Source organism: Frigoribacterium sp. CFBP 8754 (genome assembly GCF_014841815.1).
Lineage (GTDB): Bacteria > Actinomycetota > Actinomycetes > Actinomycetales > Microbacteriaceae > Frigoribacterium > Frigoribacterium endophyticum.
This window is the reverse complement of sequence record NZ_JACYUO010000001.1, coordinates 1,128,087-1,143,042: the sequence shown is the minus strand read 5'-3', so window position 1 is coordinate 1,143,042 and position 14,956 is coordinate 1,128,087. Positions and strand designations below refer to the sequence as shown.

Genomic DNA, 14,956 nt, shown 5'->3' with positions numbered 1-14,956 from the left:
GCTCATCAGCCTAGCGACGCAGCCCCTCGTACACGCCGAGCGTGCGCTCGGCGATCCGGCCCCAGCTGAACTCGGCCTCGGCGCGCATCCGGCCCGCGCGGCCCATCAGCCGGGCGAGCCCGGGGTCGCCGACGACCTCCGTCAGCACCCCGGCGAGGTCGCGGACGAAGCGGTCGGGGTCGAGGGGGGTGCCGGTGCCGTCCTGCACCTGCTCCAACGGCACGATGCGGCCGGTGAGGCCGTCCGCGACGACCTCCGGGATGCCGCCGGTGTCGGAGCCGACGACCGGCACGCCGCAGGCCATGGCCTCGAGGTTCACGATGCCCAGCGGCTCGTAGACCGAGGGGCAGACGAAGGTCGTGGCGGCCGAGAGCACGGCGCTCAGCTCGTGGCGGGGCAGGACGCGCTCGATCCAGACGACGCCGCTGCGCTCCTCCTGGAGCTCGCGGACGAGGGCCGTGACCTCCGCCATGATCTCCGGGGTGTCGGGCGCCCCCGCGCAGAGCACGAGCTGCACCTCCGGCGGCAGCAGCTTCGCGGCGCGAAGCAGGTAGGGCAGGCCCTTCTGGCGGGTGATCCGGCCCACGAAGACCACCGCGGGGCGGTCGGGGTCGATGCCCAGACCCCGGACGACCTCGGCGTCGTCGACGCGCTGCCAGCCGTCGAGGTCGATGCCGTTGTAGACGACGCTGACCTTCTGCTCGTCGATGCCCGGGTACGACCGGAGGATGTCGCGGCGCATGCCCTCGCTGACGGCGATGACGGCGTCGGCCGTCTCGTACGCCTGGCGCTCGATCCAGCTCGACACGCGGTAACCGCCGCCGAGCTGCTCGGCCTTCCAGGGCCGGAGCGGCTCGAGGCTGTGGGCCGTCAGCACGTGGGGGACGTCGTGCAGCATCTGCGCGAGCTGGCCGGCGGCGTTCGCGTACCAGGTGTGGCTGTGGACGACGTCGGCCCCGCCGACGTCCTGCGCGATGCGGACGTCCGTGCCGAGGGTGCGCAGGGCTCCGTTGGCGTCGGCCAGCTCGGCCAGGTCGGGGTAGCCGGTCGTGCCCGGCTCGGCGTCGACGGTGCCGAACGCGCGCACCTGCACGTCGATCGACGTCCGGAGCGCCTTCACAAGCTCCGAGACGTGGACTCCCGCCCCTCCGTAGACGTTGGGCGGGTATTCCTTGGTGATGACATCGACTCGCACGCTGATCACCGTAGTCGCGCGGCGCTGAATCGTGCCATCCTGGCCCCATGGCATCAAAGAAGATCTTCGGCATCGTGCTCGCTGGTGGCGAAGGCAAGCGCCTGATGCCCCTGACCGCGGACCGCGCCAAGCCGGCCGTCCCGTTCGGTGGCAACTACCGCCTCATCGACTTCGCGCTCAGCAACCTGATCAACTCGGGGCTGCGCCAGATCGTCGTGCTGACGCAGTACAAGTCGCACAGCCTCGACCGCCACGTCTCGCAGACCTGGTCGATCGAGGGGCTGCTCGGTGCGTACGTCGCGTCCGTCCCCGCCCAGCAGAGGCTCGGCAAGCGCTGGTTCGCCGGCAGCGCCGACGCCATCCTGCAGAGCCTCAACCTCCTCCGTGACGAGAAGCCCGACATCGTCGTCGTGGTCGGCGCCGACCACGTCTACCGGATGGACTTCTCGCAGATGATCGAGGCGCACGTCGCCTCGGGCGCCGGCGTCACGGTCGCGGCGATCCGCCAGCCGATCTCGCTCGCCGACCAGTTCGGCGTCATCGAGGTCGACGGCGACGACCCGACCCGCATCGGCCGGTTCCTCGAGAAGCCGACCGACGCGACGGGGCTGCCCGACTCCCCCGGCGAGATCCTCGCGTCCATGGGCAACTACGTCTTCGACGCCGACGTCCTCATCGACGCCGTGCTCCGCGACGGCGAGAAGCCCGACTCGAACCACGACATGGGCGGCGACATCGTGCCCGACTTCGTCTCGCGGGGCGACGCGGCCGTCTACGACCTCAACCGCAACGAGGTCCCCGGGGCCACCGAGCGCGACCGCTACTACTGGCGCGACGTCGGGACGATCGACTCGTTCTACGACGCGCACCGCGACCTGATCTCGGCGCTGCCGATCTTCAACCTGTACAACACCGACTGGCCGATCTTCAGCCAGCAGCTCAACTCGCCGCCCGCGAAGTTCGTCCGAGACGCGCACGGCAACCTCGGCACGACCATCGACTCCGTCGTCTCCCTCGGGTCGCTGCTGTCGGGCGCGCACGTCGAGCGCAGCGTCCTCGGGCCCTGGTGCACGCTCGACTCGGGCTCACGCGTCGTCGACTCGATCGTCTTCGAGCGAGCCCACATCGGGCCGGGCGCGGTCGTCGAGCGCGCGATCCTCGACAAGGACGTCGTCATCTCGGCCGGCGCCTCCGTCGGCGTCGACGCCGAGGCCGACCGGGCCCGGGGCTTCACCGTGACGCCCTCCGGCATCACCGTCGTGGGCAAGGGCGTCCGCGTCGACCAGTAGGGGCCGGGGCCGTTCCGGGAGGGCGGGCCGCTACGCCGTGTGACCTCAGCGTCCGCGGCGGGCGGCCCGCCCTCACTATGGTGGGGGCGTGCCGCGCTTCCTCACCGTCCTCGACGTCGACTCCACGCTCATCGAGAACGAGGTGATCGAGCTCCTGGCCGACGCCGCGGGGTCGCACGCCGAGGTCTCCCGGATCACCGAGCGGGCGATGGCGGGCGAGCTCGACTTCGCCGAGAGCCTCACGGCTCGCGTCGCCACCCTCGCCGGCCTGTCGGAGGGCGTCTTCGCCGACGCCGTCGCCCAGGTCCGCGTCACCGAGGGCGCCGAGGAGCTGATCGCGGGCCTGCACGCCCACGGCAGCGTGATCGGTGTGGTCTCGGGCGGCTTCCACGAGGTCCTCGACCCGGTCGCCGAGCGCCTCGGGCTCGACCACTGGCGGGCCAACCGCCTCGAGGTCGTCGACGGCGTGCTGACCGGTCGCGTCAGCGGCCCCGTGGTCGACGCCGAGGGCAAGGCCGCCGCGCTCCGCGAGTGGGCCGAGGAGTCGCGGGTCGACCTCGAGCACACGGTGGCGGTCGGCGACGGGGCGAACGACCTGCTGATGATGCGGGCCGCCGCGCTCTCCGTGGCCTTCAACGCCAAGCCCCGCGTCCGCGAGCAGGCCGACCTCGTCGTCGCCCGGTGCGACCTCGCGGAGCTCCTGCCCCTGATGGGGCTCCGCGGCTGACCGGCCCCGCCGCGACGCCCCGTCCTCCGGGGGTCGGGGTCAGTGCCCCATGCCCAGGCCGCCGTCGACCGGGATGACGGCGCCGGAGATGTAGGCGGCGTCGTCGCTCGACAGCCAGGCGATGGTCTTCGCGACCTCGCCGGCGGTGCCGAAGCGCTGCGCGGGGATGGTCTTGCGGTACTCGGCCTGCTGCTCGTCGGGCAGCACCGCCGTCATGTCCGTCTCGATGAAGCCGGGGGCCACGACGTTCGCCGTGATGCCCCGGGCACCGACCTCGCGGGTCAGCGACCGCGCGAAGCCGACCAGCGCGGCCTTCGACGACGCGTAGTTGACCTGGCCGGGGCCGCCGTAGAGGCCCACGACGCTCGAGACGAGCACGATCCGGCCGAAGCGGGCCTTGAGCATGCCCTTCGAGGCGCGCTTGACGACGCGGAAGGCGCCGCCGAGGTTGGTGTCGACCACCGAGGTGAAGTCCTCCTCGGTCATCCGCATGAGGAGTCCGTCCTTCGTGATGCCGGCGTTGGCCACGACGACCTCCACCGGGCCGAGCTCGGCCTCGACGGCGGTGAAGGCGGCGTCGACCGAGGCGGAGTCGGTCACGTCGGCGACGACCGTCATCGTGCCCTCGGGGCCCTGGCCGCTGCGCGCGGTCACCGCGACGCGGTGGCCCTGGGCGACGAGCTCCTCGGCGATGGCGCGGCCGATACCGCGGTTTCCGCCGGTGACGAGGACGGTGCGGGGCGTGGTCATGGTGTCTCCTCGGGGTCGTGCGTCGGGCGCAGCGTGGGGGGCGACCGGAGGTCGTGGCCGTTCGCGGCCGCCGACCAGCCTACTGTCGGCTGTCGGGCTTAAGATCGGCTCACGCGCCGCCCGTGGCGCTCTGAGCCCGTGAGTGCATGAAGACTTCCCAGCCGATCACCTCCCTCCCCCCGTCGCCGACCGACGATCGCCACTCCCGCATGCGCCGCTACCTGCTGGCCACCGGGATCCGCATCGTCTGCATCGCCCTGTGCTTCGTCATCCCGCTCTCCTGGTGGACGCTGCTCCCCGTCCTCGGCGCCGTGGTCATCCCCTACGTCGCCGTCGTCCTGGCCAACGTGGGCCACGAGTCCGGGCAGGAGGTCGAGCGCCCCGGCGGCCTCGAGCTCTACCGCGGTCCCGACCCGGCGTGGCAGCCGGAGGCCGAGGCCCCCGCCCCGGAGCCCGTCCGGCCGGTCGTCGTCGACGACGAGCCCGACGACGACGCACCCGTGGCGGGTGCCGACGGCGTCCTCCGCTGATGCTCGGCCTCGGTCTCGACGGCCCCGGTGACGTCCAGTGCTCGCGCGCCGGGTGCACCGCCTCCGCCGTCTCCGCGGTCAACTGGCGGAACCCGAAGATCCACGGGCTCGACCGGGTGAAGGTCTGGTCGGCCTGCGCCGAGCACGTCGACTTCCTCGCCGAGTTCCTCCGGGCGCGCGACTTCCCCGTCGTCGTGACGGCCGCGGGCGTCACGGTCGACCGGGTCCCCCAGGAGGCGCGGTGAGCGACGCGCGCACCACCGGCGCCCGCAAGTGGCTGGGCTACCTCGGCGTGGTCGTCGTCTTCGCCGTCGTCTGCGGCTTCCTCGCCCACTGGCAGTGGAGCCGCCACGAGGAGAAGATGGCCGTCGTCCACCAGCTCGAGCAGCGCTACGACGCGGCTCCGGTGCCGCTCGACGAGGCCGTGCCCGCCCTCGACTCCTACGACCCCGCGCTGGAGTGGCAGCCGGTGAGCATGACCGGCACGTACGCCGCCGACGAGACCCTGCTCGTCCGCAACCGACCCCTCAACGGGCAGCCCGGCTTCGAGGTGCTCGTGCCGTTCCGGGTCACCGGTGGCGACGTCTTCGTCGTCGACCGCGGCTGGGTTCCCACGGGCAACGACCAGGACGCCCCCGACGAGGTCCCCGCTCCCCCGGAGGGCGAGGTCACGGTGACCGCCCGCCTCAAGCCGGGCGAGCCCGCCCTGGGGTCGCGCACCGGAGTCCCCGGCACGAACCAGATCGCCACCGTGCAGCTCAGCGAGGTGCAGGCCCGGGTGAGCGGCACGATCTACAGCGCCTCGTACGGCCTGCTGCAGAGCGAGACGCCGGCGCCGGCCGAGGCTCCCGTGAAGGCGAGCGCGCCCGAGATCGACACGGGCCTGAACCTCTCCTACTTCGTGCAGTGGATCATGTTCGCGGTCGGCGCCTTCGCCTTCCTCTTCTACGTCTTCCGGCAGGAGCGCCGCAACCGGGCCCTCGACGAGGAGGGCGCCGACGGCGACGAGGCCCGCGTCCGGGAGGCCGAGCGTGCCCGCCGGCGCGCTGCCCGGCCGCTCGCCGACAACGACGCGGAGGACGAGCTGCTCGACGCCGCCGGCCACTGACCCGGCGCGGGCGGCGTGCCGCCCCGTCGGTCAGGCGAGGTTGATGAGGTCGCTGTAGTCCTTGGTCCAGTGGTCCTCGGTGCCCTCGGGCATGATCAGCACGCGTTCCGGGTTCAGCGCCTCCACCGCTCCCTCGTCGTGGCTGACCAGGACGACGGCCCCCTCGTAGTTGGCGAGGGCGTCGAGGATCTCCAGGCGGCTGGCGGGGTCGAGGTTGTTCGTGGGCTCGTCGAGCAGCAGCACGTTGGCGCCGGAGACGACGATCATCGCCAGGGCGAGGCGGGTCTTCTCGCCACCGGAGAGGACGCCGGCCGGCTTGGCCGAGTCGTCGCCCGTGAAGAGGAACGAGCCCAGCACGCGCCGCGCCTCCATCTCGGTGATGTTCGGCGACGACGAGACCATGTTCTCGAGCACGCTGCGCGCGACGTCGATCGTCTCGTGCTCCTGGGCGTAGTAGCCGACGCGCAGGCCGTGGCCCGGCTCGAGCTGCCCCGTGTCGGGCTCGTCGACGCCCGCGAGGATGCGCAGCAGCGTGGTCTTGCCGGCACCGTTCAGCCCGAGGATCACGACCTTCGAGCCGCGGTCGATGGCGAGGTCGACGGCTGTGAAGATCTCGAGCGAGCCGTAGCTCTTCGAGAGGTTCGAGGCCATCAGGGGCGTCTTGCCGCAGGCCACCGGCGTCGGGAAGCGCAGCTTGGCGACGCGGTCGACGGCACGGACCTCCTCGAGGCCCGAGAGCAGCTTCTCGGCACGGGCGACCATCTGGTGGGCCGCCGCGGCCTTCGACGCCTTCGCGCCGAAGCGCGCGGCCTGCTTCTGCAGCGCCGAGGCCTGCTTCTCGGCGTTCGAGCGCTCCTTCTTGCGGCGCTCCTCGTCGGCGGCGCGCTGGCGCTGGTAGTTCCGCCAGCCCATGTTGTAGATGTCGATCGCCTGGCGGTTGGCGTCGAGGTAGAAGACGCGGTTGACGACCTCCTCGACGAGCTCGATGTCGTGGCTGATGACGATGACGCCGCCCTGGTACGTCTTGAGGTACTCGCGCAGCCAGACCACGCTGTCGGCGTCGAGGTGGTTCGTGGGCTCGTCGAGGATCATCGTGTCGGCGGCCGAGAAGAGGATGCGCGCGAGCTCGATGCGTCGGCGCTGGCCGCCGGAGAGGGTCGAGAGCGGCTGGTCGAGGATCCTGTCGGGCAGGCTGAGGTTGCTGGCGATCGACGCCGCCTCGGCCTCGGCCGCGTAGCCGCCGAGCGCGTTGAACTGGTCGTCGAGGTCGCCGTACCGCTTCATGGCGCGGGCGGCGACGTCGGCGTCGGGGTCGCCCATGAGGAGGGTCGCCTCCTGGATGCCGAGCAGGAGCTGGCCGAGGCCGCGGGCGTCGAGGATGCGCGTGCGGGCGAGGTCCTCCGGGTTGCCGCTCCGGGGGTCCTGCGGCAGGTAGCCGATCTCGCCGCCGCGCTCGATCTTGCCGTCGGTCGGCTGGGTCTCCCCCGCCAGCGTCTTGGTCATGGTGGTCTTGCCGGCGCCGTTGCGCCCGACGAGACCGATCTTGTCGCCCTTGTCGACGCGGAAGTTCACGTCGGCCATCAGCAGGCGAGCGCCGACGCGGATCTCGAGGTCGTGCACGGAGAGCACAGCAGTATTCCAATCGATTGGGAGGATGTCCACAACGCAGCCCGAGCAGGGGCCGCCTCTAGGATGAGACATCGCGTGGAGGGGGTCGCAGCACTGCGCTGCCGACCAGCCGCTCGGCCGATCAACCTACCCATTCTAGGAGACTGCATGACGAACACTGCTGCACCGATCTCACGGCCGGTCCTCGCCGACCGCCTGGTCACGAGGAGCTGGGCCACCGACGTCGCCCTCGTCCTCGGCGGAGCGGCCTTCACCAGTGCCCTCGCCCAGGTGCAGGTTCCCCTCTGGCCCGTCCCCGTCACGGGCCAGACGCTCGCGGTGATGCTCGTCGGTGCGACCCTCGGGGCGCGTCGTGGGGCCCTGTCGATGCTGACCTACCTCGTGCTGGGCGTCATCGGCCTCCCGATCTTCGCCGAGTTCACCGGCGGCCCCCTCAGCGTCCTCAAGCCCAGCTTCGGCTTCATCGTCGGGTTCATCCCGGCGGCGGCGCTCGTGGGCTGGCTCTCCCAGCGCGACTGGGACAAGAAGTGGCTGCTGTCGGTCGTCGCGTTCTTCCTCGCCAGCCTCGTGCCCTTCGTGGTCGGCCTGCCGTACCTCGCGGTCGTCCTCAGCAGCCTCGGGGTCGAGGTCACCCTCGCGACCGTCCTGACCGTCGGCGTCGTCCCCTTCATCGTGGGCGGCGTGGCGAAGTGGCTGATCGCCGCCTCGGTGCTGCCCCTGGCGTGGCGCGGGCTCCGTCGCCTGGAGCGCTGAGCGCAGCTGCCCCGACGCACGACGACGGGCCCCGGTCAGGAGACCGGGGCCCGTCGTCGTGTCCGGCGTCGGCCGGGGTGGATCAGATCGAGAAGCCGATGGCGCGCATCATGTCGCGCCCGTCGTCCGTGATCCGGTCGGGACCCCACGGCGGCATCCAGACCCAGTTGATCCGGAAGGCGTCCACGACGCCGTCCAGCGCGTTCGCGGTGTCGGCCTCGATGACGTCGGTCAGCGGGCAGCCGGCCGAGGTCAGGGTCATGCTGATGATGAGGGCGTTCTCGTGCTCCTCGTCCATCGCGAGGTCGTAGATGAGGCCGAGGTCGACGATGTTGACCCCGAGCTCGGGGTCGACGACCTCCTTCAGCGCCTCCGCGACCTGGTCGAACTTCTCCGGGGCCAGAGCGACCGCCACGGTCAGCTGCCCACCGGGGCGTCGACGGCCGCCGCAGCCGCCGCAGCGGAGACGTAGCGGTCGTAGCCCTCGTTCTCGAGGCGGTCGGCGAGCTCCGGTCCGCCCTCGTCGGCGACGTGGCCGTCGACGAACACGTGGACGAAGTCGGGCTTGATGTACCGGAGGATCCGCGTGTAGTGCGTGATCAGCAGGAGGCCCAGGCCCGTGTTGGCCTTCGCCCGGTTGACGCCCTCCGAGACGATCTTGAGCGCGTCGACGTCGAGACCGGAGTCGGTCTCGTCGAGGACGGCGAACTTCGGCTTGAGGAGCTCGAGCTGCATGATCTCGTGCCGCTTCTTCTCGCCGCCGGAGAAGCCCTCGTTGACGTTGCGCTCGGCGAAGGCCGAGTCCATCTTGAGCGCCGACATCGACTCGCGCAGGTCCTTGATCCAGCCACGGATGGCCGGGGCCTCGCCGTCGAGGGCGGTCTTCGCCGTGCGGAGGAAGTTCGAGACGGTGACCCCGGGGATCTCGACCGGGTACTGCATCGCCAGGAAGAGCCCCGCCTTGGCGCGCTCGTCGACGCTCATGTCGAGCACCTCGACGCCGTCGAGGCGGATGGAGCCGCCGTCGACGTTGTAGCGCGGGTGGCCGGCGATCGTGTAGGCGAGGGTCGACTTGCCGGAGCCGTTGGGGCCCATGACGGCGTGGATCTCGCCCTCCTTGATGGTCAGGTCGACGCCCTTGAGGATCGGCTTGGGGCCGGCGTCGGTGTCGATGCTGACCTTGAGGTCGCGGATCTCGAGAGTGCTCATGCGTTCATTCCTTACTGTGCGACGCCGGCGGGCGACGCGGTGGTGTCGACGAAGACGTCGCCGTCGACGACGGAGACGGCGAAGACCGGGACGGGTTCGTAGGCGGGGAGGGTCAACGGCTTGCCCGAGGTGAGCTCGAACTTGGAGCCGTGCGCCCAGCACTCCAGGGTGTCGTCCTCGACGAAGCCCTCGGAGAGCGAGATGTCGCCGTGCGTGCAGGTGTCGCCGATGGCGTGGATGACCCCGGCGCTGTCCTTCACGACGGCGACGGCCACGCCGTCGACGACGACGCGGAGCGCCTGCGCGGGCGTGATCTCGTCGGAGGAGCAGACGCGCGTGCTCATGCGGTGGGCTCCACGACGGACGGGCCGGAGGTCAGCTCGACCTCGAGGGCGTCGATGAGGCGCTGCTGCAGCTCGGGCTCGCCGATCTTCTGGACGACCTCGCTGAGGAAGCCGAGCACGACGAGGCGACGGGCCTCGGCTTCGTCGATGCCCCGCGACTGGAGGTAGAAGAGGTGCTCGTCGTCGAAGCGGCCGGTGGCGCTGGCGTGGCCCGCCCCGGCGATGTCGCCCGTCTCGATCTCGAGGTTCGGGATGGAGTCGGCCCGAGTGCCCTCGCTGAGGACGAGGTTGCGGTTCTGCTCGTAGCTGTCGGTGCCGGGCGCCGTCCGCGCGATGAGGACGTCGCCGATCCAGACGGTGCGGGCTCCCTCGCCCTGGAGCGCGCCCTTGTAGTTGACGCGGCTCCGGCTGTTCGGCGCGTCGTGGTGGACGAAGACCTGCTGCTCGAGGTGCTGACCGGCGTCGGCGAAGTAGACGCCGTAGAGCTCGGCGTCCGAGCCCTGCCCGGCCAGGTGCGCCGAGGGGTTGACCCGCACGACCGACCCGCCGAGCGAGACCACGAAGTGCTTCAGCTGCGCGTCGCGCCCGATGGTCGCGAAGTGGCTGGCGAGGTGGACCGCCTCGTCGTCCCACTCCTGCAGCGTCACCACGGTGAGGTGCGCCCCGTCGTCGACGACGATCTCGACGTTCTCGACGAGCTGGGCGGCGCCCGTGTTGCGGAGCACGACGAGCGACGTCGAGTTCGCCGTCGCGTGGATGAGGGTGTGGCCGGCACGCGGTGCCGTGTCGAGGCCGGAGCGCCCGATCGTCACGGTCGAGGGCTCGTCGCCGCTCAGGGTCACGAGCAGCACCTTCTCGGTCGCGGCCCAGGCCGAGGCCGAGGCCTTGTCCTCGGGCTGGCCGGCCCGGCCGACGCGGGAGTCGCTCCGGTCGACCCAGTCGACCGTCGCCCCGGCGGTCTCCCGCGCGAGGTACGCGTAGGGAGACCCGTCCAGGGGGCCGTCGATGAGGGGGCGCAGACGCTCGACCGGGCTGAGCTTCCAGTCGACCTCGCGGCCGGTGACCGCGGGGAACGCGGCCGGGTCGGTGCTGCGGAAGCGCTCGGAACGGGTCTGGACCGGGACGACGCCCCAGCCTCCGTCGCTGTGCGCCTTCGCGCCGTGCTGCACGCCCTCGGGGGTCGTGCTCGTTGTGGTGGGTGCTACGGCGGACATCTAGCCGACGGATCCTTCCATGCTCATCTCGATGAGCTTGTTGAGTTCGAGGGCGTACTCCATCGGGAGCTCCCGCGCGATGGGCTCGATGAACCCGCGGACGATCATGGCCATGGCCTCGTCCTCCGCCATGCCGCGCGACATCAGGTAGAACAGCTGCTCCTCGCTCACGCGCGAGACCGTGGCCTCGTGGCCGAGCTGCACGTCGTCGACGCGGATGTCGATGGCCGGGTACGTGTCGGAGCGCGACATGGTGTCGACCAGCAACGCGTCGCAGCGCACCGTGTTGGCGCTGTGGTGAGCCGAGTCGTCGACCCGGACCTCACCGCGGTACCCCGCACGACCGCCGCCGCGGGCGATGGACTTCGAGACGATGGACGACGTCGTGTACGGCGCCATGTGGATCATCTTCGCGCCGGCGTCCTGGTGCTGGCCGGGGCCGGCGAAGGCGACGCTGAGGGTCTCGCCCTTGGCGTGCTCGCCCGCGAGGTAGATCGACGGGTACTTCATCGTGACCTTGGAGCCGATGTTGCCGTCGATCCACTCCATGGTCGCGCCCTCGTGCGCGATGGCGCGCTTCGTGACGAGGTTGTAGACGTTGTTCGACCAGTTCTGGATCGTCGTGTAGCGCACGCGGGCGTTCTTCTTCACGATGATCTCGACGACGGCCGAGTGCAGCGAGTCGCTCTTGTAGATCGGGGCGGTGCAGCCCTCGATGTAGTGCACGTAGCTGCCCTCGTCGGCGATGATCAGCGTCCGCTCGAACTGGCCCATGTTCTCCGTGTTGATGCGGAAGTAGGCCTGCAGGGGGATCTCGACGTGGACGTTCTTGGGGACGTAGACGAACGAGCCGCCCGACCAGACCGCCGTGTTGAGCGCCGCGAACTTGTTGTCGCCCGCGGGGATCACCGAGCCGAAGTACTCCTGGAAGAACTCGGGGTGCTCGCGCAGCGCCGTGTCGGTGTCCATGAAGATGACGCCCTGCTGCTCCAGGTCCTCGCGGATCTGGTGGTAGACGACCTCGGACTCGTACTGGGCGGCGACGCCGGCGACGAGGCGGTTGCGCTCGGCCTCGGGGATGCCGAGCTTCTCGTAGGTGTTCTTGATGTCGTCGGGCAGCTCGTCCCAGGTGGTGGCCTGCTTCTCGGTCGACCGGACGAAGTACTTGATGTTGTCGAAGTCGATGCCCGAGAGGTCTGCGCCCCAGGTCGGCATCGGCTTGCGCTCGAAGAGCGTGAGGCCCTTGAGGCGGTTCTTGAGCATCCACTCGGGCTCGCTCTTGAGGTTCGAGATGTCGGTGACGACCTCGGGCGAGACGCCGCGGCGCGCGGAGGCGCCGGCAGCGTCGGAGTCGGACCAGCCGAACTCGTATTGTCCCAGGCCGTCCAGCTCGGGGCGGTCGATCAGCACGTCTGACATGTGTACCTCTTTCTCTGACGGACCGAACGCGGTGCGCGGAGCCACCATTCCCATGGTGCTCGCCGCGGGCGACGACGGGCCGTTCCTCGCGGTGCGAGTCGAACACCCCGGTCCGCGTGACGATCGCCGCCCCGTCGACGGCCCCCCGGGGCGATGATCGTCGCGGGTGGTCGGCGGGCCCTCCGCGAGCGGAGTGCCAGGGTGCGTTGCCTAGACTGTGACCCGCACCCGGTGCCTCTCGACCCCGTGGTGCTCGTCCGCCTCAGCTGTCTCGCGGCGTCTCCGTCGACGCCGTGCCGGGTTGTGTTCCTGAACCCGTCGATTCTACAGGGCGGAGTCCTGAAATCGACGAAAGGCAGGAGACTGTGAGCAAGGCAGACCAGACCACCCCGGGCGTGCTGTCGAGAGCCTGGGCGTGGCTGCCCACGACGGTCGACTCGCGGGTGCGCTTCATCGCCTGGGCGTCGCTCGTCTGCCAGGTCCTGCTGATCGGCACCGGAGGCGCGGTGCGGCTCACCGGGTCCGGCCTGGGCTGCCCGACGTGGCCGCGCTGCACCGACGACTCCTTCGTGTCGACGCCCGAGATGGGCATCCACGGCGTCATCGAGTTCGGCAACCGGCTGCTGACCTTCGTGCTCACGCTCGTCGTCATCCTCGCCTTCCTCGCCGTGCTGCGCATCCGCAGGGTGCGCCCTGAGCTCTTCCGCATCACCCTCGTCCAGGGACTCAGCATCCCGCTCCAGGCGGTCCTCGGCGGCATCACCGTCCTGACGGGCCTGAACCCGTACATCGTGGGGGCGCACTTCGTGGTGTCCGTCGTGCTGGTCGCCCTGACGACGGTGCTGGTGTACCGGGTGCTGCACGGTCCTCGCGGCACCCGCGCCGCGACTCCCCGGGGCTACGCCCTCCTGGCGCGGGCGGCGGCCGTCGTCGTGGCCGTCACTGTCGTCGTCGGCATCCTCACGACCGGCGCCGGGCCGCACGCCGGCGACGCCGCGACCCCCCGCAACGGCCTCGCTCCCGAGGTCATGGAGCACGTGCACAGCTGGCCCGCCTACGCGACCCTGCTGCTCACCGTCGCGCTCGTCGCCTGGACCCTCCGCGCGGGCCTCCCCCGGCGCTTCCCGCTCCTGCTGCTCGCCGTGGAGGTCGTGCAGATCGCCGTCGGGCTGCTCCAGGCCCGCACGGGGCTGCCGCCCGTGCTCGTCGGCAGCCACATGGTGCTGGCCGCGCTCCTCGTCGCCGCGATGACGGCCGTGCTGCTCTCCCTGACGAACGACCAGCAGCCCGACGAGGTCGAGGCGCCCGTCCGTGAGGCCGAGCTCCGCGTCTGACGCTCGCACCGCCTCCTCGGCGCCCTGCCCTGGTCTCGGGGTGGGGCGCCGTCGTCGTCAGCGGCGCAGGTCCAGCCGCATGATCGTGTCGACCCCGTCGTCCGAGACCGGGACGAATCCCAGGCGGCGGTAGAGCGACTCGACGCGGCTCCCCGTCAGCACGTCGAGGGTGACCGTGGGCGTGGTGACGGCGGCGACGGCCTCGGTGACGAGACGGGTGCCGAGGCCCCGGCCGCGCGCCTCCTCACGGAGGTAGAAGTGGCGCAGCCAGGTCGTCCCGCCCTCGGGGTGGACGGCGAGGCAGCCGACGACACGGCCCTCGGCGTCGACGACGACGGTGGTCTCGGACGGGACGAACTCGCGGACGAACCGGGCGCGGTTGTACGACGGGCGCCAGACGCCCGCCCGCTCGAGGTCGTCGCGGAGGGCGTGGAGCTTGAGGTCGGCCAGGGCGTCGACGTCGCCGGGGCGCGCCGGACGCGTGGACCAGCCGGGGGCGGGCACGGGCCTAGAAGGGCAGGAGCGGGTCGACGCCCACGGCCAGGAAGAGCAGCGTCAGGTAGGTGATGGAGCTGTGGAAGACGCGCATGGGACGGACCTCGGCGACCTGCTGGATGGCACGGCTGTAGAGGCGGTGGGACTCCCAGATGAACCAGGCACCGCTCGCGGCGGCGACCACGGTGTAGAGCACGCCCATGCCGGCCACGGGGACGAGGAGCAGCGAGCAGGCGACCGTGGCCCAGGCGTAGAGGATGACCTGCAGCCCGACCAGCGAACGACCCCGCACGACGGCGAGCATCGGGACGTCGGCGGCGGCGTAGTCGTCGCGGTACTTCATCGACAGCGGCCAGTAGTGCGGCGGCGTCCAGAGGAAGATCACCATGAAGAGGATGACGGGAGGCCAGCTCAGGTCGTTCGTCACGGCCGCCCAGCCGATCAGGACGGGCATGCAGCCCGCGATGCCGCCCCAGACGATGTTCTGCGGGGTCCGGCGCTTGAGCCAGAGGGTGTACACGACGACGTAGAAGAGGATGGCGCCGAGCGAGAGGGCCGCCGACAGCAGGTTGACGGTGAGGGCCAGCCAGACGATGGAGGCGACGCCCACCACGTACGAGAAGACGAGCGCCTCGCGGTCGGTCACCTCGCCGGTGACGAGGGGGCGGCCCTGGGTCCGCTTCATGATGCGGTCGATGTCGCGGTCGATGTAGCAGTTGAACGCGGAGGCCGAGCCGGCGCTGAGCGCCCCGCCGACGAGGGTGGCGAGCACGAGCCAGAGATTCGGGACGCCGCCCTGGGCCAGGAACATCGTCGGGGCCGTCGTGACGAGCAGGAGCTCCATCACGCGGGGCTTGGTGAGGGCCACATACGCTCGAGCCTTGCGACGGAAGCCCCGGGGTGCGGTGTCGGGGCGGGTGTCGATGGCTGCGGTCATGAGTCCTCTAACGAGACGAACGG

17 protein-coding genes are annotated in these 14,956 nt (G+C 71.0%); 7 read left to right on the top strand and 10 right to left on the bottom strand.

The genetic code is table 11. The features are described 5' to 3' along the window. Positions 1-10: 10 nt before the first annotated feature. The gene (gene glgA, locus IFT72_RS05225) at positions 11-1,195 is read right to left on the bottom strand and encodes a glycogen synthase (RefSeq protein ID WP_192045709.1); all 1,185 of its coding nucleotides are present in this window, start codon (positions 1,193-1,195) and stop codon (positions 11-13) included. 47 nt (positions 1,196-1,242) lie between these two features. Here glgA and IFT72_RS05220 point away from each other — a divergent pair, with 47 nt between their 5' ends. Together IFT72_RS05220 and serB are read left to right on the top strand one after the other, a co-directional pair. After that, on the top strand, positions 1,243-2,484 hold the full coding sequence (locus IFT72_RS05220; protein WP_056054881.1) for a glucose-1-phosphate adenylyltransferase: 1,242 nt from the start codon (positions 1,243-1,245) through the stop codon (positions 2,482-2,484). A gap of 88 nt (positions 2,485-2,572) precedes the next feature. Further along, positions 2,573-3,211, top strand: coding sequence for a phosphoserine phosphatase SerB (gene serB, locus IFT72_RS05215; RefSeq protein ID WP_056054879.1), 639 nt, complete (start codon positions 2,573-2,575; stop codon positions 3,209-3,211). A 39-nt stretch (positions 3,212-3,250) separates the two neighbouring features. Here serB and fabG read toward each other — a convergent pair whose 3' ends face one another. Beyond that, positions 3,251-3,961 (bottom strand): 3-oxoacyl-ACP reductase FabG, encoded by a 711-nt coding sequence (gene fabG / locus IFT72_RS05210; RefSeq protein ID WP_056054876.1) that lies wholly within the window; start codon positions 3,959-3,961, stop codon positions 3,251-3,253. Positions 3,962-4,107: 146 nt separating this feature from the next. Between fabG and IFT72_RS05205 the strand changes: the two genes are divergently transcribed. Genes IFT72_RS05205 through IFT72_RS05195 form a run of 3 tightly spaced genes read left to right on the top strand, consistent with a single transcriptional unit; the run spans position 4,108 to position 5,599 of the window. Then, a complete protein-coding gene (locus IFT72_RS05205) occupies positions 4,108-4,491 on the top strand; it encodes a DUF3099 domain-containing protein (RefSeq protein ID WP_192045708.1) in 384 nt (127 codons plus the stop codon). After that, the gene (locus IFT72_RS05200; protein WP_192045707.1) at positions 4,491-4,736 is read left to right on the top strand and encodes a hypothetical protein; all 246 of its coding nucleotides are present in this window, start codon (positions 4,491-4,493) and stop codon (positions 4,734-4,736) included. The genes IFT72_RS05205 and IFT72_RS05200 overlap by 1 nt, the downstream gene beginning before the upstream one ends. Continuing rightward, the gene (locus IFT72_RS05195; protein ID WP_192045706.1) at positions 4,733-5,599 is read left to right on the top strand and encodes an SURF1 family protein; all 867 of its coding nucleotides are present in this window, start codon (positions 4,733-4,735) and stop codon (positions 5,597-5,599) included. Before IFT72_RS05200 ends, IFT72_RS05195 begins: the two co-directional genes overlap by 4 nt. A gap of 30 nt (positions 5,600-5,629) precedes the next feature. On the opposite strand, the gene abc-f is transcribed toward IFT72_RS05195, so the two are convergent. Next, positions 5,630-7,228: a ribosomal protection-like ABC-F family protein gene (gene abc-f / locus IFT72_RS05190; protein WP_056054864.1), complete on the bottom strand. Its 1,599-nt coding sequence runs from the start codon at positions 7,226-7,228 to the stop codon at positions 5,630-5,632. A gap of 147 nt (positions 7,229-7,375) precedes the next feature. On the opposite strand from abc-f, the gene IFT72_RS05185 reads away from it, so the two are divergent. After that, complete coding sequence (locus IFT72_RS05185) at positions 7,376-7,981, top strand: biotin transporter BioY (protein ID WP_192045705.1); 606 nt, start codon at positions 7,376-7,378, stop codon at positions 7,979-7,981. Between the two features lie 82 nt (positions 7,982-8,063). Here IFT72_RS05185 and IFT72_RS05180 read toward each other — a convergent pair whose 3' ends face one another. Genes IFT72_RS05180 through sufB form a run of 5 tightly spaced genes read right to left on the bottom strand, consistent with a single transcriptional unit; the run spans position 8,064 to position 12,167 of the window. Then, positions 8,064-8,396, bottom strand: a complete 333-nt coding sequence (locus IFT72_RS05180; protein WP_056054862.1) for a metal-sulfur cluster assembly factor — start codon at positions 8,394-8,396, stop codon at positions 8,064-8,066. A 2-nt stretch (positions 8,397-8,398) separates the two neighbouring features. Beyond that, on the bottom strand, positions 8,399-9,190 hold the full coding sequence (sufC, locus tag IFT72_RS05175) for a Fe-S cluster assembly ATPase SufC (protein ID WP_167259201.1): 792 nt from the start codon (positions 9,188-9,190) through the stop codon (positions 8,399-8,401). A gap of 11 nt (positions 9,191-9,201) precedes the next feature. Then, a complete protein-coding gene (locus tag IFT72_RS05170; protein WP_056054855.1) occupies positions 9,202-9,534 on the bottom strand; it encodes a non-heme iron oxygenase ferredoxin subunit in 333 nt (110 codons plus the stop codon). After that, the gene (sufD, locus tag IFT72_RS05165) at positions 9,531-10,748 is read right to left on the bottom strand and encodes a Fe-S cluster assembly protein SufD (protein WP_185232681.1); all 1,218 of its coding nucleotides are present in this window, start codon (positions 10,746-10,748) and stop codon (positions 9,531-9,533) included. The genes IFT72_RS05170 and sufD overlap by 4 nt, the downstream gene beginning before the upstream one ends. Then, positions 10,749-12,167: a Fe-S cluster assembly protein SufB gene (gene sufB, locus IFT72_RS05160; protein WP_056054850.1), complete on the bottom strand. Its 1,419-nt coding sequence runs from the start codon at positions 12,165-12,167 to the stop codon at positions 10,749-10,751. 365 nt (positions 12,168-12,532) lie between these two features. Between sufB and IFT72_RS05155 the strand changes: the two genes are divergently transcribed. Then, positions 12,533-13,501: a heme A synthase gene (locus IFT72_RS05155; protein WP_371741171.1), complete on the top strand. Its 969-nt coding sequence runs from the start codon at positions 12,533-12,535 to the stop codon at positions 13,499-13,501. A 57-nt stretch (positions 13,502-13,558) separates the two neighbouring features. Here the strand turns inward: IFT72_RS05155 and IFT72_RS05150 are convergent, their stop codons facing one another. Both IFT72_RS05150 and IFT72_RS05145 read right to left on the bottom strand, forming a co-directional pair. After that, a complete protein-coding gene (locus IFT72_RS05150) occupies positions 13,559-14,005 on the bottom strand; it encodes a GNAT family N-acetyltransferase (protein ID WP_192045704.1) in 447 nt (148 codons plus the stop codon). 4 nt (positions 14,006-14,009) lie between these two features. Next, complete coding sequence (locus tag IFT72_RS05145) at positions 14,010-14,933, bottom strand: heme o synthase (RefSeq protein WP_056054843.1); 924 nt, start codon at positions 14,931-14,933, stop codon at positions 14,010-14,012. Between the last annotated feature and the right edge of the window lie 23 nt (positions 14,934-14,956).

Coding starts and splice junctions, on each gene's coding strand:
- sufB (WP_056054850.1), bottom strand. CDS start 12,167: ATGTCAGACGTGCTGATCGACCGCCCCGAGCTGGACGGCCTGGGACAA.
- IFT72_RS05170 (WP_056054855.1), bottom strand. CDS start 9,534: ATGAGCACGCGCGTCTGCTCCTCCGACGAGATCACGCCCGCGCAGGCG.
- sufD (WP_185232681.1), bottom strand. CDS start 10,748: ATGTCCGCCGTAGCACCCACCACAACGAGCACGACCCCCGAGGGCGTG.
- IFT72_RS05220 (WP_056054881.1), top strand. CDS start 1,243: ATGGCATCAAAGAAGATCTTCGGCATCGTGCTCGCTGGTGGCGAAGGC.
- IFT72_RS05205 (WP_192045708.1), top strand. CDS start 4,108: ATGAAGACTTCCCAGCCGATCACCTCCCTCCCCCCGTCGCCGACCGAC.
- IFT72_RS05200 (WP_192045707.1), top strand. CDS start 4,491: ATGCTCGGCCTCGGTCTCGACGGCCCCGGTGACGTCCAGTGCTCGCGC.
- fabG (WP_056054876.1), bottom strand. CDS start 3,961: ATGACCACGCCCCGCACCGTCCTCGTCACCGGCGGAAACCGCGGTATC.
- sufC (WP_167259201.1), bottom strand. CDS start 9,190: ATGAGCACTCTCGAGATCCGCGACCTCAAGGTCAGCATCGACACCGAC.
- IFT72_RS05145 (WP_056054843.1), bottom strand. CDS start 14,933: ATGACCGCAGCCATCGACACCCGCCCCGACACCGCACCCCGGGGCTTC.
- IFT72_RS05185 (WP_192045705.1), top strand. CDS start 7,376: ATGACGAACACTGCTGCACCGATCTCACGGCCGGTCCTCGCCGACCGC.